This window comes from Endozoicomonas ascidiicola, from assembly GCF_001646945.1.
GTDB lineage: Bacteria > Pseudomonadota > Gammaproteobacteria > Pseudomonadales > Endozoicomonadaceae > Endozoicomonas > Endozoicomonas ascidiicola.
The window spans coordinates 587,848-608,975 of the sequence record NZ_LUTV01000003.1 but is presented as its reverse complement, the minus strand read 5'-3'; the positions used below and the strand labels follow the sequence as shown (position 1 = coordinate 608,975).

20 protein-coding genes are annotated in these 21,128 nt (G+C 47.5%); 13 read left to right on the top strand and 7 right to left on the bottom strand.

The features are described from left to right. The coding region (locus AKL11_RS10185; RefSeq protein WP_067517001.1) for an IS30 family transposase at nucleotides 1–309 on the top strand (309 nt) is incomplete at its 5' end. A 478-nt stretch (nucleotides 310–787) separates the two neighbouring features. Beyond that, on the top strand, nucleotides 788–1,552 hold the full coding sequence (locus AKL11_RS10180) for a WD40 repeat domain-containing protein (RefSeq protein WP_067516999.1): 765 nt from the start codon (nucleotides 788–790) through the stop codon (nucleotides 1,550–1,552). A gap of 142 nt (nucleotides 1,553–1,694) precedes the next feature. Here AKL11_RS10180 and AKL11_RS10175 read toward each other — a convergent pair whose 3' ends face one another. The 3 genes from AKL11_RS10175 to AKL11_RS10165 form a co-directional block, all read right to left on the bottom strand. Next, entirely contained in the window at nucleotides 1,695–2,336 is a 642-nt protein-coding gene (locus tag AKL11_RS10175) for an ISAs1 family transposase (protein ID WP_067516997.1), read from the bottom strand. After that, nucleotides 2,290–2,862 (bottom strand): ISAs1 family transposase, encoded by a 573-nt coding sequence (locus tag AKL11_RS10170; RefSeq protein WP_253705191.1) that lies wholly within the window; start codon nucleotides 2,860–2,862, stop codon nucleotides 2,290–2,292. The genes AKL11_RS10175 and AKL11_RS10170 overlap by 47 nt, the downstream gene beginning before the upstream one ends. Before the next feature lie 454 nt (nucleotides 2,863–3,316). Next, on the bottom strand, nucleotides 3,317–4,675 hold the full coding sequence (locus AKL11_RS10165; protein WP_067516993.1) for an OprD family outer membrane porin: 1,359 nt from the start codon (nucleotides 4,673–4,675) through the stop codon (nucleotides 3,317–3,319). Between the two features lie 610 nt (nucleotides 4,676–5,285). Here AKL11_RS10165 and AKL11_RS10160 point away from each other — a divergent pair. The 8 genes from AKL11_RS10160 (at nucleotide 5,286) to AKL11_RS10125 (ending at nucleotide 13,343) form a co-directional block, all read left to right on the top strand. Continuing rightward, a complete protein-coding gene (locus AKL11_RS10160) occupies nucleotides 5,286–5,594 on the top strand; it encodes a PTS sugar transporter subunit IIB (protein ID WP_067516991.1) in 309 nt (102 codons plus the stop codon). A 56-nt stretch (nucleotides 5,595–5,650) separates the two neighbouring features. After that, nucleotides 5,651–6,982: a PTS sugar transporter subunit IIC gene (locus AKL11_RS10155; protein ID WP_067516989.1), complete on the top strand. Its 1,332-nt coding sequence runs from the start codon at nucleotides 5,651–5,653 to the stop codon at nucleotides 6,980–6,982. A 68-nt stretch (nucleotides 6,983–7,050) separates the two neighbouring features. After that, a complete protein-coding gene (locus AKL11_RS10150; RefSeq protein ID WP_095210295.1) occupies nucleotides 7,051–7,365 on the top strand; it encodes a PTS lactose/cellobiose transporter subunit IIA in 315 nt (104 codons plus the stop codon). A gap of 72 nt (nucleotides 7,366–7,437) precedes the next feature. After that, complete coding sequence (locus AKL11_RS10145; RefSeq protein ID WP_067516985.1) at nucleotides 7,438–8,445, top strand: LacI family DNA-binding transcriptional regulator; 1,008 nt, start codon at nucleotides 7,438–7,440, stop codon at nucleotides 8,443–8,445. A gap of 17 nt (nucleotides 8,446–8,462) precedes the next feature. Continuing rightward, nucleotides 8,463–9,773: a 6-phospho-beta-glucosidase gene (locus tag AKL11_RS10140; protein WP_067517323.1), complete on the top strand. Its 1,311-nt coding sequence runs from the start codon at nucleotides 8,463–8,465 to the stop codon at nucleotides 9,771–9,773. A 69-nt stretch (nucleotides 9,774–9,842) separates the two neighbouring features. Further along, entirely contained in the window at nucleotides 9,843–10,580 is a 738-nt protein-coding gene (chbG, locus tag AKL11_RS10135; RefSeq protein ID WP_067516983.1) for a chitin disaccharide deacetylase, read from the top strand. Between the two features lie 6 nt (nucleotides 10,581–10,586). Continuing rightward, a complete protein-coding gene (locus AKL11_RS10130) occupies nucleotides 10,587–11,477 on the top strand; it encodes a glucosamine kinase nucleotide-binding domain-containing protein (protein ID WP_095210294.1) in 891 nt (296 codons plus the stop codon). Between the two features lie 327 nt (nucleotides 11,478–11,804). After that, the gene (locus AKL11_RS10125) at nucleotides 11,805–13,343 is read left to right on the top strand and encodes a hypothetical protein (protein WP_067516981.1); all 1,539 of its coding nucleotides are present in this window, start codon (nucleotides 11,805–11,807) and stop codon (nucleotides 13,341–13,343) included. Between the two features lie 79 nt (nucleotides 13,344–13,422). On the opposite strand, the gene hisD is transcribed toward AKL11_RS10125, so the two are convergent. The 3 genes from hisD to ilvA all read right to left on the bottom strand — a co-directional run bounded on the left by hisD (nucleotide 13,423) and on the right by ilvA (nucleotide 17,117). Next, nucleotides 13,423–14,739 (bottom strand): histidinol dehydrogenase, encoded by a 1,317-nt coding sequence (gene hisD, locus AKL11_RS10120; protein ID WP_067516979.1) that lies wholly within the window; start codon nucleotides 14,737–14,739, stop codon nucleotides 13,423–13,425. Further along, nucleotides 14,736–15,377, bottom strand: coding sequence for an ATP phosphoribosyltransferase (hisG, locus tag AKL11_RS10115; RefSeq protein ID WP_067516977.1), 642 nt, complete (start codon nucleotides 15,375–15,377; stop codon nucleotides 14,736–14,738). Before hisG ends, hisD begins: the two co-directional genes overlap by 4 nt. A 177-nt stretch (nucleotides 15,378–15,554) precedes the next feature. Then, a complete protein-coding gene (gene ilvA, locus AKL11_RS10110; protein ID WP_301335653.1) occupies nucleotides 15,555–17,117 on the bottom strand; it encodes a threonine ammonia-lyase, biosynthetic in 1,563 nt (520 codons plus the stop codon). 117 nt (nucleotides 17,118–17,234) lie between these two features. Between ilvA and rpiA the strand changes: the two genes are divergently transcribed. From rpiA to AKL11_RS10095, 3 genes are all read left to right on the top strand, one after another. Beyond that, entirely contained in the window at nucleotides 17,235–17,909 is a 675-nt protein-coding gene (gene rpiA, locus AKL11_RS10105; protein WP_067516973.1) for a ribose-5-phosphate isomerase RpiA, read from the top strand. A 509-nt stretch (nucleotides 17,910–18,418) separates the two neighbouring features. Further along, nucleotides 18,419–19,555 (top strand): branched-chain amino acid ABC transporter substrate-binding protein, encoded by a 1,137-nt coding sequence (locus AKL11_RS10100; protein ID WP_067516971.1) that lies wholly within the window; start codon nucleotides 18,419–18,421, stop codon nucleotides 19,553–19,555. A gap of 324 nt (nucleotides 19,556–19,879) precedes the next feature. Continuing rightward, nucleotides 19,880–20,791, top strand: a complete 912-nt coding sequence (locus AKL11_RS10095; RefSeq protein ID WP_067516969.1) for an HAD-IIA family hydrolase — start codon at nucleotides 19,880–19,882, stop codon at nucleotides 20,789–20,791. A 26-nt stretch (nucleotides 20,792–20,817) separates the two neighbouring features. On the opposite strand, the gene AKL11_RS10090 is transcribed toward AKL11_RS10095, so the two are convergent. Next, nucleotides 20,818–21,114: a hypothetical protein gene (locus AKL11_RS10090; protein WP_067516967.1), complete on the bottom strand. Its 297-nt coding sequence runs from the start codon at nucleotides 21,112–21,114 to the stop codon at nucleotides 20,818–20,820. Nucleotides 21,115–21,128: the final 14 nt, after the last annotated feature.

Below are 21,128 nucleotides of genomic sequence, written 5' to 3'. Positions count from 1 at the left end.
TACGACAATGGAAAAGAATTTGTTCAGCATGAAGAGGTTGACAAAGCGTTGAAGTGTGACAGTTACTTTGCTGCTCCGTATCACTCTTGGGAAAGAGGTCAGAATGAGAATGCTAATGGGCTACTCAGGCAGTATTTCCCCAAGTCGATGGAGCTTAATAACGTTACAGAAAAAGAAGTCATCATAGCGGTTGATAAGCTGAATAATAGACCTAGAAAATGCCTTGACTACAAAACACCTTATGAGGCTTTCAAAGAGTTAACTGGGATTGATGTAAGAAAAGTTATGGGTTATGTATTTATTACTTGAATTCAAGAAACTCTGAAAAGCTATGTTCGAGAGTTAATCAAACTTTAGTATTTTCTGACAACATAGAAGAATTCTGCGTCAGCCCTGATGGTGATTTTTATGCAGTTAAACTGCGGAATAATCAAGTACAAATAGTTAGATCACAGTCGCTGCAGCTTGAAATTAATCATACCCATGGCTGCTCAAATGTCGAATTTGGTTTTAGCCCCAATGGTGAATACTTTTTTAGTGCCGGAGGGAGGGCATTGAAGATACTCCAGCAAGTAAATAACAGGTGGACTCATCAAGCCGAGTTTACTATTAAAGTCGTTCCATCGAGCCATTGCGGTTTTAACTCAGAATCAACCCGGCTCGTTATATCACCTCAGTCTGGAGAATCAGGTTCGGCCATCTTTGGGGTTACTGATGGTCACTGGCGACAAGAATACTCGTCGGATAACAGCACTCATGCCCATCTCAACACTCATGGCAGACATCGTTGCCTCACAAAAACTGGTTTCGAGGCGCTTCTACACACGCAGACTCTCCCGCCAGATTCAGCCCCAATGGTCGCTATTTCACCACTGACCCGGATACCGACAAGCCAAATGCTGTCGATATATGGGAACCGTCAGGAGACTCCTGGAAGAAGAAAGGAACCGTCCAACACGAAGGAAAAATATTCCATATCGTCTACAACCCCGACAGCCAATATATTGTTACAACATCCTATGGCGAAAATCCTGATGAGCATGGCCGCTATGTATTAGCACCTTATGATGCCTCTTTGAGAATTAACCGTCTGACAGGTGATCACCTGCAAGAAACCACCTTTTTCGCACTTGAGCACCGGGGCCTGGTAACGCATATAGGGTTTAGCCCGGATAGTTCCTACTTATATCTGTCCTATCAATATAACGGAAGAACTGGAGAAATCGCACAGATATGGGAAATAGCCAATGGAAATATCACCAGAAAAGCTGGCTCTATTCCTGCGCAAACAAACTTCGACCGTCTCGAAACCGCTTCATTTCATCCTGCCGGCTGCCTCTTTCTAGCGCTAAGCAGGAATACAGTTATGCTTCATAAACTGATCAATAATGAACGGTGGCAAGAAGTGGAACGTATTGAATATGAGACCCAACCTGAAGAGGCACGCTTCAGCCCTGACGGTACTCAGCTCATGATAACAGCAGGGCGGAGGCATCGGATGCACTATAGTTTAATTTCTAATCCTACTCATGACATCCAAGCTTTTAGATAGAGTCTTATCAGGTTATTTAATCTGTATTTCTCCCGAGGTTGCCAAAATGAAACCAATATATGGAATTTTCACACACAAGCTGACGGCCTTATACAAAGCTTGGATCTTACAACGCTCCTACAGGTCAGTTTAAATCAAACGATTAGTCAGGACGCAACGTCTCCAGTACCAGCTCAGTTCGATAGTCCGCATCTAATCCTGCCAGCTCAATCCGGCTTGCCATACTTTCTTTCTCAAAGCGACAGCTTTTCTTGTGAGCATTGAAACACCAGCGCCTAACCGTCGCTATGTTTTTTGCCGCTGTTCTCTCATGGATTTTAGAAGCGTCTTCCCTAAAGCTGACATCCAACGACAAATGTTGCCCATTTTCAGTGCTCCAGTGGTTCCGTGCTGCACTCAGAACACTGGCTGCCGTCATCTCCCTGCTTTCAATATAAAAGTGCAACTCTGTTGTTTGCTTTTTGCCGATCAATCGGTCTCTCTGGATAACCGAGAATTGCTGAAGCCCAGGCCACTCTTGCTTTGGGTCAATATCCGCTACATTATTAAACACCCAGCAACGGCGGTGTTCTTGCCGCCCCTTGTTTTTTTCAATAGTTTCTGCAAAGGCGGGATTATTATCTTCAGGCTTTGGATCCTTCTGATGATTTTCCAGATATTGAGTGAAACAGGCTTCGATATTGCTACTCAGTGTGGGCTGATTTTCCTTCGCACAAAGTAAATAATCGGCCTTTTTTTCAATGATTTTTTTTGCAGATAGTCTTCTGGCAGCCCATAGCGTCACTGGTGATCAAAGCGCCTTCCACAAAGAGGGTATCGATAACATCGGGTATGGCAGTGATCTCGTTGGATTTCATATCAACGGGAGTAAAGCCTAATATCAACTTAAGCTCTGAACTGTAGGCGCTAACGATATGAACCAGCTTTTTGCCTTTGGAAGGGCGAGAGCCACGCAGGGCCTTACCGTCTATCGCTATGACGTTGTCGTTTTTTTCAGGATGAGGCCCCATTTTGAGAGCATTCATCTCAGCTACCGTGTCTCTTACCCATTCAACAAACAACTGTGAAAAAGCTTCTGGATCAATCAGTTTGAAGACTGTTGCAATCGTATCATGGGAAGGAAAACCGTATGTATAAGGGAAAAACTGACGAAACCAGGATTGGTTGTATTTAGCGAACCATTCCATGCTTTTCCATTTAGTATGGCCACTCAGGATACTGATGTAAGCGATAAATATGATTTCTGGAAGAGGGTAAGTAATGTGAATCTCGCTACGAGGTTCAATGAGTGACTGGATCCTAACGACCATTGGTGTGTAGTTTGCCATTATCATACTTCTGGTTACACCGGAGGTATATTAATAGTACATTTGTCCTTCTCATGCCGCCGCCCTGATGATAACAGTAGGCGATAAACTGATCATTCGAGACTTAACTGAAATCAGGTAACGCCTCAATGAACCGGTCGGGTCGGGTCGGGTCGGGTAGGCTGCGGGGAATATAAACTTCAAAAGCGGTTATGATGCTTTTCATGAGCTCCCTCATTTCAATGTTTGATAGAAATAGCATTATCGGTGTTCAAAGCAGCCGTTCGGAATAACTTGTCGCAAAGCAACAAACTGATTTCTTTATACCGTCACAGTTCATAAATTTTAGGCAAAAAAGAAACCGGGCTTAATAGCCCGGAAATAACGCACAGAGCAATTGTTACAGGAAGTGGAGAAAATAGGTTCCCATGTCGTTCATGGGAACTTTATTAAACAATTAAAAGACACTGATATTGTAAGTAGCCATCACTTTAATGTCGTTACGATCATCCTTCACATCGGTATCGGTGGTACGAAGGAAGCCCGGGAATACACCCAGCCACAATCCTTCCATTGGGCCAGATTGAACGGCATAGCTGAATTGGAAGTCCAGTGCGTGCATTTCACCATCACGGTTTTCAGTTGCCGTTCCACGATTGTTGTAGTTATCCCAACCGTAGTTGTAGCTGACACCCGTACTGAAACCTTTCAGGTCACCATCAAAGTTATAGGAAGTTGCAAACTTAACGACTTTTTGACCATCCCAAAGGAAGTCATCCAACTGCGCCCACGTCTGCAAGAAATTACGATGATCGCTGTTTGCCCAGGCCGTCAGACGCAGTTGATACTCACCGCTATCTTTTGCAGATGTCTGACCATATCCAGTGAGGAAGTTCCAGTTACCGCGAGAAAGAGCCGCACTGCTACTCCAAGTGTACTCACGCTCTGTTTTTTCAACAGACTGCATATCTACGCCACTGTCTGAAGGATCAGCATCATAAGTATATGCACCGCCTTCTTCATACTTACCAGACTGGTAGTAAGACGTTAAAGTCAACGTCCCAAGCTCTTCCAGATCGAAACTGTAAGAACCCGCTAAGTGATAATTTTTACGGTAGTCCTTGCCTTCACCATAAGCCGCATCAACCCAACCATTTCCATTCAGGTCATAACGGGCACCGATTGAATGAATAAAATCAATCTGCTCACCACCGGTGTTATTTTTGTTTTGATGCCATGAGTTAGTCAGGTCACGGAACCTATCATCCCAATCATTCTGGAACTGATCCGCCCGTCCATAAGCAAGCTGCAGGTTATCCATATTGAGTTTGGCATCAATACCACGATATGAATGGGCGTTAATCCCTGCAGAGGTTCCAATAACACCAGCATTGATATCGGTATAACCCGCTTTGATATCAGCGCCCAGTGCCTCATCACCAAATTTCATCTTGATACGCGCTTTTGTTACGCGTTCAGAGCTTCGCTCATCACCTGGATTTTTATTATCGTAATAAAGCACTTCAGACTGACCATGGCCGCTGCCACCCATCAAGTCAATATTGCTTGCTGCAGAAAAGTCAGCACCCAGCCAACCGTTGTAATAGCCTGACTTCAGGTTGGCATTCAAACCCAGAGCGTGCACTCGAATTTGATTGCCTGCGTTTTCATGATCTCGTTCACGACCATAGTACATAACCCCCAAATCCATGGAGGAGCCATCAATAAAACCTTCTCCACCATCGGCAACAACAGTACCGGAAGAGAGAACTGCCACAGTGGCAATTGCGCTGGCAATCAGTGATTTTTTAAACATTCTAATTAATCCCCATTAACTTCTGGTGTGTTTCTGTTTTTTATAGAAAGACAGAACTTTCTGTTTATGCTGACTGTAGGAACCTTAAAACCGTCCAGATTCCAACTCGCCTCTTGATTTCATTCTTACTGTAAGAAGCAGTCGCCGTATCAAACGATTGTCAGTTTATCTTTACGTCAGAAAAATGTAACCGGTTTCTGCAACCGGTTTCAAGTTTTTGTTTGTAACTTTGTTTTAAGTCAATTTTTCAAAAACAAACAACAATCCGCATAGCTGCTCATTGACCCACATCAAAGAAATACAAGAACAGCTTTTGATAACAGCAACCAGTCTACTTTTAAAATAAAAACATTTTATGTGACTAGGGAGAAGGCTCGATAAAAAAGAGTGTATTTTCAATAAGTTAACACCCAGCCAAATACCGAAATGGGAATGTAGAAACCATTATGAAACCGGTTACAGAAACCGATTGCACAGAACTTCCTTCTGTGATTTCATATTCATCGTAAACCATTATTCAATCACCGTTTTCCCCGGCACTCCTGCTCACCCCCCCATTGAGGGACCGCCAGCACAGAAGCCCTGGAAACCGAACGTCGGAGTCGGAATCATGAAAAAGATTTTCCTATGCTGTAGCGCCGGAATGTCCACCAGCATGCTGGTTAAGAAAATGGAACAGGCAGCCGCTGATCGTGGTCTGGAAGTAGAAATCGCAGCAATAGCAATGTCCGGCTTTGACGAAGCCATTGAAGCTTACGACGTATGCCTTTTAGGCCCACAGGTGAAGTTCAAGCTGGCTGACTTCCAGGCTCAGGCTGCAGAGTTGAACAAAAAGGTTGAAGCCATTGATCCGATGTCCTACGGCATGATGAATGGGGAAAAAGTTCTGGATCAGGCCCTCAGCCTGCTGGAAGCATAAAAAGCAAAGCAGTAATCGCTTAATAACAAAAAACTCTTTTTAGCTGGGGATACGTAATGAAACTGTACGACCAACTCATAAAATTTGTAGAGCAGAAGCTGGGGCCGATCGCCGGTAAGCTCGGTGCTCAACGACACATTACCGCGCTGCGCGATGGCTTTCTGGTGGCGATGCCCTTCATTATTGTGGGCAGTTTCATTCTGATTTTTGCCAACCCTCCTTTTGCGGCGGACACAACAAACGCCTTTGGTCGTGCATGGCTGGACTTTGTTGCCGCTCACCGCCCAACCATCGTGATGCCGTGGACCATGAGTATGGGCATTATGTCCCTGTTCATCACCATGGGTGTCGCTTACTCCCTGGCTAAATCCTACAAGATGGATGGCATTGGTGCTGCGGCGCTGTCTGCAATGTCGTTTCTGCTGATCGCTGCGCCTGAAAAAGGCTGGGCGCTGCCACTGAACCACTTTGCCGGCACCGGTATTTTCACTGCAATTTTGGCGGCATACTTTTCCGTTGAACTAACTCGTATTCTGAAAAAGTACAACATTACGATTCGTATGCCTGAGCAAGTACCACCAGCTATCGCTGCATCTTTTGCCCTGCTGGTTCCAGTTCTGATGATCTTCCTGACGCTGTATCCGCTGAGTCTCTTCGTTCAGACCAACTTTGGCATGCAAATTCCTGAAGCAGTGATGGCCGTGTTTAAACCACTGGTGTCTGCTTCTAACAGCCTGCCTGCGATTCTGGGTGCGATTCTGTTGAGCCAGCTGCTGTGGTTTGCCGGTATTCACGGTGCCAACATTGTTGTTGGTATTTTGTCGCCTATCTTCCTGGCGAACATTGGCGCAAACGCGGCTGCTTACGCTGCCGGTGAAACCGTGCCTAACCTGTTCACTCAGCCTTTCTGGGATTTCTACATCTTTATCGGTGGTGCCGGTGCGACACTGGCTCTGGTATTCCTGATGAGTTTCAGTAAAGCCACTCATCTGCGCAGTGTTGGCCGCATGAGCTTCCTGCCAGGCGTATTCCAGATCAACGAACCGGTTATGTTTGGTGCTCCTGTTGTCATGAACCCAACCCTGTTCGTACCTTTTGTACTGGCTCCGGTCATGAACGCCATCATTGCTTACTTCGCAGTAAACACCGGGATCGTTGATAAGGCCATTGCCGTAACACCATGGACTGCGCCCGCACTGATTGGTGCCGCATGGGGTGCTGGCTGGGCATTTAAAGCCTCTATCCTGACAGCCTTCCTGCTGGTTCTGGACGTTCTGGTTTACCTGCCATTCTTCAAGGCTTACGAAAAACAGCTTCTGGCTCAGGAAAACACCAGTCTGTCGGGCACAACCCAAGCTGAAAAAACTGGCCAACCGGTTACCGCATAATATCTGACCTTTTCTTTCCCGCTTATCTTATGTAAGCGGGAAACCACCACTTGATTATGGAGACGACCATGAACGTAGATAACGTCATCATGGAACTGATTGTTAAATCCGGCGAAGCCAGAAGTCTGGCGATGGAAGCCTTGTCACAGGCGCGTTGCAGCGAATTCGACAAAGCGGAAAAATCCCTTGCTGATTCTCGCGAAGCTGGCAGACTGGCTCATAAAATGCAAACAGCACTGATTGCAGCGGATGGCAATGAAGGCAAAGTACCGGTTTCTCTATTGCTGGTTCATGCACAGGACCATCTGATGACCTCAATGCTGGCACAGGATATGGTTGAAGAGATGGTTCGTCTCTATCAACGACTGGATCAAAACAATTAATCAGACGACTGAACACGGTCATTTTCAGCAGCGCAGTAATACGCAGCACAAGAAAATGATCAGGAGAAAATAATGGCGAGCATAAAGGACGTAGCAGAACTGGCAGGGGTCTCAAGAGCCACGGTATCCCGTGTTCTCAATGAGACCGGCCAGATCAAAGCAGCAACACGTGAACGCGTCCACAATGCGATGAAGAAACTGAATTACCGGCCTAATCCGCTGGCGCGTTCTTTAGCCACCTCGTCATCCAACACGGTTGGTCTGGTTGTCACTTCCTATCGCGGCTCTTTTTTCTCCGAGCTGATGGCGGTTGTTCAGGAAGAGATGGATCAACAGGGCAAATTTCTTCTGATCAGCCGGGGCAAGCGCTCCCGGGAAAGCGAAGTGCACGCCATTCAACGGCTCACCGATATGCGCTGCGACGGTCTTATTCTTCATGCCCGCAACTTATACGACGAAGAGTTAATAGAGCTGGCGCAACAGGAAACCCCTTTTGTCATCCTGGACCGTACGGTTGAAGGGCTTGAGGATCGCTGCATCGACTTTCAACATGAAGCCGCAGGACAGCTGGCCGTCAATCACCTGATCGAGCACGGCCACCGGAAAATCGCCTGCCTTGCGGGCCCCAGAGAACGTTTAACCGCCCGCCTGCGTTTCAAAGGCTATGAGCAGGCGCTGCGGGAACATCACATTGAAGTGGATGAAACTCTGGTCGCCGAAGCAGACTACGACCGCGAAGGTGGCTATCGGGCGATGGCGGATATTCTGGAAAAACATCCGGATATCACTGCCGTCTATTCCTGTAGTGAAGAGATGGCAGTGGGCGCCTTTGATCTGTTTCGTGAACGAAATATGACAGTGCCCGGTGATATCTCTCTGGTGAGTTTTGACAGTGTTAGCGTCTGTACCATTTTGACCCCTTCAGTGACAACAGTGCATTTCCCGATCAAGGAGATGGCCGAGCAGGCATCCGCCGCTTTATCCGGTCTGATGAAAGGCCAGCCATTACCTGTACTGCCCACTTTCAAACCTGAATTAAGAACAAGAGAGTCCGTTCGCCGCCTTAACCAGGGGAAATGAACTCTCGGGAATACAACATGAAAGATCTAAAGCTGACGATTATTGGCGGTGGCAGTAGCTACACACCCGAGCTGGTTGATGGCATTATCCGCCGAATCCGTGAGCTGCCTGTGACAGAAATCTGTCTTGTGGATGTAGAAGACGGTGCTCATAAAGTGAGCATCATTGAAGACTTTACCAAACGGATGCTGGACAAGGCCGGAGTCAATATTAAAGTCTGGTCAACGCTGAACCGCCGTGAAGGCATTCAAGGCGCCCAGTTTGTTATGTCTCAATTCCGTGTTGGTGGTTTAGCGGCCCGTGCCCGGGATGAACGCATTCCTCTGAAATATAACGTGATTGGCCAGGAAACCACCGGCCCCGGCGGTTTCGCCAAAGCCCTGCGTACTATTCCGGTGATTCTCGACATCTGTCGTGATATTGAAGAAGTGGCGCCCGATGCCTGGTTGATTAACTTCACCAATCCAGCGGGTATGGTGACTGAAGCGGTCATTAAACACACCAATGTCAAAGTGATGGGGCTGTGCAACGTGCCCATCAATATGCACTATTCCACCGCCCGTATGCTGGGCGTCACACCAGAAGAAGTGTCTATGGACTTTGCCGGCCTGAATCACATGGTCTGGGTTCATAAAGTGTCTGTAGCCGGTGAAGACAAAACTCAGGAAGTACTGCGCCTATTAGGCGACGGTGCGAGTCTGAATATGAACAACATCAAAGAGGAACCGTGGGACAAAGCGTTCCTGAAAGCCCTCGGTGTGGTGCCCTGCCCTTACCACCGCTACTTCTATCTGAAAGAAGCCATGCTGGCAGATGAACTGGAAGCGGCAAAATCCGGCGGCACCCGTGCTGAGCAGGTAATGAAAACCGAAGAGGAGCTGTTTGCGCTGTATGCAGATCCGAATCTGGATCACAAACCGACACAGTTGGAAAAACGTGGTGGCGCTTATTACTCCGAAGTGTCATTGGATCTGGTCGATGCCATCTGGAATGACAAAAAAACGATTAATGTCGTTAATACCAGAAATAATGGCGCCATTAATGGTTTGCCCGATGACGCTGTCGTTGAGATCAATGCCATGGTTGGTGCTGATGGCGCCCATGCCATCTCTTTTGGCACCATGCCCACACACCTGAACGGTCTTCTGCAGCAAGTGAAAGCTTACGAAACACTGGCGATTGACGCTGCTGTTTACGGGGATTATGACAAGGCTATGATGGCCATGGCTCTTAATCCACTGGTGCCGGATCTGGCAACCGGTAAGAAGATTCTTGACGATATTATCGCGGAGAATCGGGATTACCTGCCACAATTTGCCAATCAGTAAGCATTTTTCATTGCCTATCCACTCGCCTTGCTCCCGAATTATTCGGGAGCAAGGCAGGAAGTCCAAACCATGAAGCTAATCGTCAATGCCGATGATTTCGGCCTCACCCGCGGTGTTAACCTGGGTATTATCGAAGCCTTCCAGCAAGGGATCGTTCGCTCCACAACCTTGATGGCCGGTATGCCTGCTGAACAACACGCAGCCGAACTGTCTCGCCAAAACCCAAATCTTAAAGTCGGTATTCACTTACGCCTGACCGCCGGTTCTGCAATGGCGAACAATGTTGACTCCCTTCTAGACGTCTCTGGTCAGTTGCAAAACCAGAGCTTATTCTGGGATAACCAATCCATGAACCCAGAAGAGATTGAGAAAGAACTCCGCGCACAAATCGAGCACTTCCTGAGCCTTGGCATTGAGTTAAGCCATATGGATGGACATCATCATTGTCACCGCCACCCTCTGGTTGCGCCGATTACCCGTAAACTGTCGGATGAATACCAGGTGCCACTGCGCCCGGATAATGAAATGACTCAATATAAAGGTAAGAGCCTTGGCTTTTCTGACAAGTTTTATGGCGAGAACCTGAGCAGTGAACACCTTCTCGATATCGTTAAACACCACCTGGGCAGAGTGCAGGTTTTGGAACTGATGGCACACCCTGCGCTGATTGATGAACCATTATTGGAAGCCAGCCGCTACGCAACCGCAAGAACCCGTGAGTTGGCCATTCTAACCAGTTCAGAGCTGCCGCAAGCGCTGGAAAGTATCGGTGTAACCCTCTCGGATTACAGCTGTCTGAAGGACTGAGACATCATGACAACTATGGACAACACAAACAATAATGAAGCCCTGCTATTGGGTATAGACGGCGGTGGAACATCCTGTCGGGCACGTATTGCCGATGTTCACGGCACTGTTCTCGGTGAGGGTTTTGCCGGGAGTGCCAACCCAAGAACAGGATTAGATTCCGCCTGCAACGCCATCATGCAGGCGACCCGCGAAGCCATGGATAAAGCCGGCCTGAAAGAAAGCGACTTTAGCCGTATGTATGCAGGGCTTGGGCTGGCGGGTGTTAACCAAAAGAAAGAACACGATATGGTCATGTGCTGGCCATTTCCTTTTGCGGGCATTTTTCTGGAAACCGATGCTTATGCCGCCTGCATGGGCGCCTTTAACGGCGAAGATGGTTCCATATTAATTCTGGGCACCGGCTCATGTGGTGCCAGCTTTCTCAAGGGCGAAATGAAAACTCTGGGTGGCTGGGGCTTTCCAATTTCCGATCATGGCAGTGGTGCAAGTCTTGGCTTGGCAGCCATTCGCTACTCTCTGCTAGCCCATGAAGGTATGAAAGACACCACACCTTTAAGCAAAGCCATTATGGCAACCTTCGATAACAACCCTGAAAATGCCGTTGCCTGGCAGGATAGTGCATTGCCAAGAGACTATGGCTCCTATGGGCCAACGGTGATAGAGCACTTGAGCAAAGGCGATAAGCTGGCAGCGCAGCTTATTCGGGAAGTTGCCAACGATGCAGCCATGATGATTCGAGTATTACATCAGCGTGGAGCCAGCCAATGTGCACTGGTTGGCGGCCTGAGTGAATTTATCCTGCCCTCGCTGCCAAAAGACGTTGTATCCATCGCTACCCTGCCAAAAGGCGATGCAATGCACGGTGCACTGCTAATGGCCAAAAGCGTACTGTAAGTGCAATACCCTGCACTGTAAAACAAGTATCTTTCTCACTTTCTCTAATCCCCCTGTCTCACTGGCAGGGCAATCCTTCCGACGTCCGAACCGTTTTAGTTTAAGTTATGACTGCAATATTTTGAGTGTGTACTACATTGTTATCTCGGAGCACGGAACTATACGTACACACTCTCAGCAGCTTGATTTTTTTAGCCAAGGAAAAACACTGACTAACTCAGGATATTGTAAGAGCCGGTACAACAGAGACAGGAAAGTCGAAGTTCTGAAACTCATACTCCATATATTTTTCAATAAATTTAAAAATGTAAGCGAGGAAATGTAATTATGGCTATGCCCGCCTCAGCAATTTCGAATCCAACTACACCTATTACAGCTTTGCATCAATATGCACAAAAAACGCCACTTGAAGGGCAAGCTTATTTTGGCGTTACCGTTAGAGAAGCGTTGGATTCAGAGCTTATACCGCTGCCAAGTCACACTAAAACAGATATTCCTTCAATATATGGTGACAAAAGCGATGATAAAACAGGTATTCAAGTACGGTTAATCAAATCTGTAGGGGCAGAAGGTGTCTTCAATCTGAAAGACAATAAAACTGAACTCCTGATTAACAACAATCCAGGTCGCTGTATTAAATATGGGGATAATTTGACTCCGGCAACATTTTACCCAATGACGGTTCAAACATTTGAAATGTCAGCCCCTGGTACTTTAAATCAAGAGTCTAAACAAATCACTCTGCTGACAGCATCTGGAGACGGAAATTACGCTGACTTTGGTCATGCAATCAACAAAGAGAAGAGAGATGCCGCAAGAGAGCTATTGCTTGAAAGAGCTGGAAGTGGCGATACTCCACTGCAATATAATGAGCGGAATCGGGCATTTTTTAATAGTGATAAGAAAATAACAGGTCCCTCTTTTAATGAGCTGGCACAAGCGCCTTTATTTACAGACAGCGGTGAGGCCAGCGAAACCAATAAAAAGTTAATGGAAATTCTGAAAAGTTATCAGAATGAAGTTTGTGGTTTCCCAAACTCCTTTGCCCAAAAAAGCGAATTTCTTGTAGGTGATGCCAGGGATGCCCACCAAATAACGGCTAATATGCAACTCGGCTTTATGGACTACATGAAACAAGAGCAGGATACAAAAGTTGACGCCATGATTGTGAGCAGAACGTCTCAAAAGGGATTGCAAGTATTAATCGACACCGCGGAAAAAGAGACTAACCTTGGTGCATTGCAATTTCGGCGCGCTGTTCAAAATGGTAAGCGTTATGAAACTCTAGACGACCTGGATGATAAAAAATTCTTTACCCATACTGCGTTCGTTGATGTTACTGAACATATGAAAGAGCATGGCATCAGTAAACCATCCGATGACATTGAGAATACAATTAAAAGAGTTATTGATAACTGCCTGGAACAGGATGGATTTGAAAACAGAGAGTCCAAAGAAACTCCCAAAGTAAAACCATGCTTAGTAGGTTACTCATTGGGAGGCGTTAATTTTGTCTCTCAGTCTTACCTGTCTCCGCCTCAAAATAACTATGAGGTAAAGCAGCAAATACTCAGCAAGAACAGTGAGGATATTACTCAAGAATTTCAGGATACTGTGGTTGTTACCGGCCCCGTAACTCAGAAAGATAATAAAGACTCACCAACAGTAATAGAGACAGATAAGAAATACCACCATCAGCCGGTCTCTGGTGATGTTCAGGCGTATCCGACTTATTATGTGACCTCTCAGGATAGAGACCCTTTCGCAACTAACGTAGAGAGTGACGTAGAAGCACTGAAACAATTGGTAAAGGATGGGCAGAATAAAAAACCGGGTGAAACTCCACAACCCGGATCCGAAGAATAACCGCAACAGCCAATTATGAATATAGTAAGGAGAGTCATTCAAATGAGTTTTCCTTACTATATCATATGCTCTGCCGCTCTCAGTTACCCTTAATACGGTACTCTGCTGACCGCGCATGAGCCGTCAGTGACTCACCTCTTGCCAGAACAGAAGCCACCTTACCCATCTTGGATGCACCATCAGCAGAAAACTGAATCACTGATGAACGTTTCTGAAAATCATACACACCCAACGGTGAAGAAAATCTTGCTGTACCTGATGTGGGCAAAACGTGGTTAGGGCCTGCACAGTAATCCCCGAGAACTTCAGCGGTATAACGCCCCATAAAGATGGCGCCGGCGTGGCGAATCTTTGGCAGGTAGTTTTCAGGGTTATCTACAGAAAGTTCCAGATGCTCTGGTGCAACCCGGTTCACTAATTCACAGGCAGCTTCCATGTCTGGCACTGAAATCAAAGCTCCACGTTCTCTCAACGAGGTGGCGATGATGTCTTTGCGCTCCATGGTGGGCAGTAATCGATTGATACTTTCCTGAACGGCGTCGAGAAACGCTGTGTCTGGTGAAATCAAAATGGCCTGGGCATCTTCATCGTGTTCGGCCTGAGAAAATAAATCCATGGCAATCCAGTCGGGATTGGTTTTACCGTCGCACACCACCAGAATTTCTGATGGACCCGCAATCATATCGATACCCACTTGGCCAAACACTTCTCGCTTGGCGGTGGCCACGTAGATATTGCCCGGCCCAACGATTTTATCCACACGGGGAATGGTGTCTGTACCATAAGCCAGCGCTGCAATTGCTTGCGCGCCACCAATGGTAAAGACTTTATCCACTCCGGCTACGGCAGCCGCAGCAAGAACCAGTTCGTTCAACTCACCTTCTGGAGCAGGCACGACCATGACCACTTCTGGCACTCCCGCCACCGCGGCCGGAATGGCATTCATTAGAACCGATGAAGGATACGCCGCCCGCCCGCCAGGCACATAGAGTCCAACACGATCCATCGGCGTCACTTGCTGACCCAGCAATGTGCCGTCCGCTTCCTGATAGTTCCAGGATTTTTGTTGCTGGTGCTCGTGGTAATCTCTGATTCGAGCTGCAGCAGTTTCAAGAGCAGACCGTTCTTCAGCCGAAATCGCATCAAGGGCTTTTTTCAGGCGATCAGCGTTCAGAATGAGTTCATCCATAGCACCGACATGACGCCGGTCAAAACGACAGGTGTAGTCAATAACCGCCTGATCGCCGGTTTGTCGAACCTGCTCGATAATGGCTTTTACGCGAACCTGAACATCGTCGTTTGATACCGATTCCCATGCCAGCAGCTGATCAAGCTGAGACGAGAAACCCGGGCTATTGAAGTTCAATCGAACAGGGTTTGCTACATCAGATGTCATTCCTGCCTTTCCTCCACAGCCTTGGTCAGTTGTTCCAGAATTTTCCCGATTAGCTTGTGCTTCACTTTCATGGAAGCACGGTTCACCACCAGCCGGGAACTTATATCAGCAATCAGATCCCGAGGCTCAAGACCGTTGGCACGGAGCGTATTACCAGTGTCCACAACGTCGATAATAATATCCGCCAGCCCCACCAGCGGCGCCAACTCCATGGAACCGTAGAGCTTGATGATATCCGCCTGAGTTCCCTGGGAGGCGTAATATTGTTTGGCAACGTTGACAAACTTGGTGGCAACTTTTAAACGGCCAGTAGACTCGGGAACCCCCACCTTTCCTGCGGTCATCAGTTTGCACTGGGCAATTTTCAGATCGAGAGGTTCGTAGAGTTCAGAAGAGCCGTGTTCCATCAGCACATCTTTACCGGCTACACCCATATCAGCGGCGCCATATTCCACATAGGTAGGCACATCACTGGCACGGACAATCAGCAGGCTCACATCCGGATGGGTTGTGCCTATGATCAGCTTGCGGCTTTTATTTGGATCTTCCGCAGGCTCAATGCCAGCCGCCTGCAACAGAGGCAACGTTTCTTTCAAGATGCGCCCCTTGGAGAGCGCGATGGTGATCTGGTTAGACATACTTCTCTCGGATTCTTTTACGTTTTAATTGAAAAATACGGTTCTGTGCCTCATCTCGCTCTCACGAATTGAGACTGTCGCTAAACCCTGTGTTCTGGTTCCCATGCTCTGCGTGGGAACCAGATGTTTAGAGTTTTGCGACACTCTTACAACATGGGAACAAGATCGGGAGAAAATTCAGTCGCCCAAAAATGCCTTGTAAGCCTCGTTATCGTTTTCGCACCAATACTGGTAGCCAATGGCATCAAGGTATTCCGGAATCTGATGACGTTCGTCCTCAGGCACATCAAGACCAACAGCCACCCGGCCATAGGCTGCGCCATGATTTCGGTAATGAAACAGGGTGATATTCCAGCGTTTGCCAAGTTTGCTCAGGAAGTTCATCAATGCACCCGGGCGCTCCGGAAACTCAAAGCGGTAGAGCTGCTCATTTTCAACGACTTTACTGTGACCACCCACCATATGACGCACATGAAGCTTGGCCATTTCATTATCGGTTAAATCGGTCACCGGGTAGCCATGCTGTCTCAGCTCTTCGATCAACTGGTTGGCCGGCATTTGATCCGGATCCACCTGAACGCCCACAAAAATTTTGGCGTTGGTATGATCGTGGTAACGATAATTGAACTCGGTGATGCTGCGACGGCCTAATAGTTCGCAGAATTTCCGAAAGCTGCCCGGTTCCTCAGGAATGGTCACCGCAATAATCGCTTCCCGCTTTTCACCCAGCTCTGTTCGTTCGGATACATAGCGCAATCGGTCGAAATTGATGTTAGCACCGCTGGCGATCGCCAACAGTGTCTGGTCTTCTGCTTTTTCCCGGGCAACGTACTTTTTCATGCCGGCAATGCCTAGCGCACCAGCCGGTTCGCAGACAGAACGGGTATCATCAAAAATATCCTTGATGGCCGCACAGATTTCGTCCGCATTCACCGTGATCACTTCATCAACACAGCTCTGACAAATACGAAATGTTTCTTCGCCGATCTGTGCAACGGCAACACCATCAGCAAAGATGCCCACGTGTTCCAGAATGACACGTTCTCCTGCTTCCATAGCGGCCTTTAAGCAGGCGGACTCTTCAAACTCGACACCAATGATTTTGATGTCAGGACGCAGGTATTTGATATAAGCACTGACACCTGCCGCCAAACCGCCGCCGCCCACGGGGATAAAAATAGCATCCAGAGGACCGGTGTGCTGACGCAGAATTTCCATCCCGATCGTGCCCTGACCGGCGATGGTATCGATATCATCATAGGGGTGAATAAAGGTGTAGCCGAACTGATCCACCAGCTCAAAGGAGTGCTTTAACGCCTGATCGAAGGCATCGCCAAACAAAATAACATCCGCACCGTAAGCGCGAACGGATTTTACTTTAATTTCCGGTGTTGTTACGGGCATCACGATGGTGGATTTAATACCCATCTCTCTGGCGGCCAGTGCAACGCCCTGGGCATGATTGCCTGCAGACGCGGCAATGATGCCTTTTTGTTTTTCAGCATCCGTCAGTTGAGCCAGCTTGTTATAGGCTCCACGTATTTTAAAAGAGAATACAGGCTGGAGGTCTTCCCGCTTAAGAAGAACCTTATTATTCAAGCGCTGACTCAGGAAGCGAGCCTCATGGACCGGTGTCTCGATGGCAACATCGTACACCCTGGCTTCCAGTATTTTACGAATATAACTGTTTGGCATGCTGTCCTGCTGATGATGTCGGTTAGCTTTATTGGTTTCAGGCAGTCACAGTAGTTTACAGGAAAGCGGCTGAGGATGGCACATCCCATACGCTCTGAAATGATGTAATATAACGCGGTATTTTTACCGCCTGACCAACAGCCCCAGTCAACAGGAATCATCATGAATCAGGATCAGTTGAAAAAAGCCACCGCTGACGCTGCGCTCCAATATATTCTGCCCCATCTTGAGAAGGACATGGTGATCGGCATTGGTACCGGCTCAACCGCCCGCTTTTTTATCGATGCCCTTGCTGAATATAAAGATGAGTTTGATGGTTGCGTATCCAGCTCCGAAGCTTCCACTGAACAGCTGAAATCCCACGGTATTCCGGTTTACGACCTCAACTCCATCGCCGACCTGCGTTTTTATATCGATGGTGCCGACGAAGCCAATGAGCATCTTCACCTGATCAAAGGCGGTGGCGCGGCTCTGACTCGAGAGAAGATTATCGCCGCTGTTGCCCAGGAGTTCATTTGTATCGCGGATGAAAGCAAGGCGGTAGGTGTACTGGGTGAATTTCCGCTGCCTGTGGAGGTGATTCCGATGGCTCGTAGTCACGTTGGTCGTGAAATCGTTAAACTGGGTGGCGATCCGGCCTATCGTGAAGGTGTTATCACCGATAATGGCAACGTGATTCTGGATGTGTGGAATATGAAGATTCTTAACCCGGTAGAGCTGGAACGTCAGTTGAATAGCATTGTCGGTGTCGTCACGAATGGTCTTTTTGCTGGCAGACCTGCTGATGTGCTGCTGATTGGTACTTCTGAGGGAGTTAAAACGATCAGAACAAAATGACAAGATGAGGTCACCTGAGTTAGAACATGGTTTGCTCTGACTCAGGAACCACTGAATATAAAGCTCAGAGCGACCACATCAAGAGTGATGGCTAACGCGAGACAAGCGGCTTTTTGAAATGGTGAATTTTTCTTATCCGTCGGCATATCCATTCCCCTAATTTTGTTAAACGTACTAATAACTATAGAGAACCGAAGACACTTAAACCCAACTCTTTAGCACTTATTTCACGCATTCCAAACAACCTATTGATTTTAATATAACTTTTCATCCTGCTTTTGTTACTTGGCCTTTGCTCGAGCTTGCTCAACTGAACACTGAACAACCAGTCAACATCAATAACCTTATGTTTTCTCTATTTTTCTTCAAAAAACATTTCATATCACTGGAATGCCTGTAAAAAATCTTTAATATGACTAGGGCTTGGATTTGTTGATGTTTTGCTGAGTGACCAAGACTCTCAACGGCACATCAACAGACCCGAATAACAACAATAACGAGTGACTGACATGCTGAAACCATTCAATAAGACCTTTAATAAGAGCGTGGCGGTCTTGACTGCTGCTATTGCCCTGAGCAGTGCGTCAATGGCATCCGCTGCTGACACCATCAAAATTGCCCTGGCAGGCCCGGTTACCGGTCCGGTAGCTCAGTATGGCGATATGCAATTCGTCGGCGCTAAAATGGCTATTGAGCAAATCAACAAGGCCGGTGGTATCAATGGCAAGAGCCTTGAAGCGGTTGTCTATGATGACGCTTGTGACCCAAAGCAGGCCGTTGCCGTGGCCAACAAAATCGTCAATGACGATATCCGTTTTGTGGTAGGCCACCTGTGCTCATCTTCCACTCAGCCAGCGTCCGACATCTACGAAGATGAAGGCGTTCTGATGATCACTGCCGCCTCTACCAGCCCGGATATCACCACCCGCGGTTATCAACTGATATTCAGAACCATCGGTCTGGACAGCATGCAGGGACCAACCGCTGCTGGCTATATCACCAACGCCATCAAACCCACCAAGATGGCCATCATCCATGACAAGCAACAGTATGGTGAAGGTCTGGCTTCCAGTGTTCGTGACGGCGTGACCGCTGCCGGTATCGACGTAGCTCTGTACGAAGGCGTAACCGCTGGCGATAAAGACTTCTCTGCCCTGATTGCCAAGCTGAAAAAAGAAGGTGTGGACTTTGTTTACTACGGGGGTTATCACCCAGAGCTCGGCCTGATTCTGCGTCAAAGTGCTGAAAAAGGTCTTGATGTGAAATTTATGGGACCAGAAGGTGTGGGCAACAAAGACATTTCCGCCATCGCCGGAAAAGCCTCCGAAGGCCTGCTGGTCACTCTGCCAAAGAGTTTCGATCAGGATCCTGCCAACGCTCGTTTGGTTGAAGCATTCAAAGCCAAAGAAGAAGACCCAACCGGTCCTTTCGTATTCCCGGCTTATTCTGCAGTACAGGTTATGGCTGATGGCATGACTCTGGCTTCCAGCGAAGACCCGGAAAAAGTAGCCGCTACCCTGCGCGCCAACAACTTCAAGACACCTACTGGTGAACTTGGCTTTGATGGCAAAGGCGACCTGAAAGACTTCAGTTTTGTGGTTTATGAGTGGCATGCAGATGGCACCAAGACTGCGCTGACTAACTAATAATATCTATCCTCCACCGATGGTGGAGGATTTCACTTAGACTCATCTCTCTTAATACTGCCTTCTCGCCTCTAAGATCTCATTTCTCTTTTTACCAGTTCTTATCGTAACCAATACAGGGTTTGATATAATCCGCGCCAGCGAAGACCTATACCCATTGGATTTCAAGATGCTACTAGCCGGCAAGAGAGCGAAGCCTTTAGGCCCTCGGGTCCCGTGAGCTTACAGATAGTATGTGATCGGGGTGAGCGAACGCTGACAACAACGTAGCAACTTGAAAGGCGATGGGTATATATTCAAATGACTTAGCTTCAGGCAAATACAATGATCGTTCTTGAGCCAGACCTACTGAATTCTTATTACTCCAGGCATCTTGACTGGTATCCAGCGATCAAAAAACCTGCAACACCAGCAAAATTCATTGCCGGTCTGGCAGATATCACAAACTTGTTCGACCTGGTTCTTTTAGACTCTTACGGCGTACTTTGCCGTGGAAATACACCGATTGAAGACGCACCTGAAGCCATTCAATTACTGCGTGCACGTAATATCCCGTTCTGTGTTGTTTCAAACGACACCATGACCAATAAAAGCACTGCTGCAGAAAAATACAAAAGTCGTGGCTTTGACTTTACCAGCCATGAGGTGCTGACCAGTCTGGATATTACTGAAGCGTTTCTGCAAAAGAACCCTGTCTCCAGTAACGTGGGCGTTATAGCGCCGATGGAGCACCCATCTAATGCACTACTAAAAGACAGCGCTCGCTTAAACCATCTGATGGGTCATATCCCAGACAATGTTGATACATTGCTGTTTATAACGGGTACCGGCTGGACCAGTGAGATGCAGGAAGGTCTGGTGAACTCTGCAAAAGGTCGTCAGTTCGAATTACTGGTGGGCAACCCCGATATTGGCGCTCCCTACGGAGACAAAGTTCTGGCCACGCCGGGCTACTTTTTAATGGATTTTGTTGAGCGGACCCATCAAGTTGCCAAGCCAGTACTCTTTGGAAAACCTGATCAGGCTATTTTCTCAGATGTATTCAAAAGCCATGGTATCTCTGCCCCATCAAGAGTATTGATGGTTGGCGATACGCTGTACACAGACATTTTGGGTGGAAATGCAATGGGCTTTAAGACTTTACTGCTTCAATGTGGAGTGTACTCAGGTCAAAATATCGAGCAGTTAATTACTGAAACCGGGATACAACCAGACTTTATTGCGCCGCACTTATAATACCAGTTCCTTCTGAAATCAGGCTCTCAGTTGAGCCTGTTGGGGTAACCCATTTTCAGTACATTATCTGCCGAGAATAAGGACGATGCACCATCAGCAGAAAAGAAGTCACTGGATGGACTTTCAGCCCCTTCATGATCTTTATAAACTTCGTTCAATGCCTGAGGCGGTACACTAACATCTCGCTCATTCATTTTTGTAAACATGACGCCTGTATTATTCTCTGGGGCCAGTAAACGACACCGACTTTCTATATGACCAGCAGACGTCATGTGATAAAGGTTTTGTCTCGTTACACCTTTCACGCCAATGTCGTCAGGCATATTCGAAAAGGCCT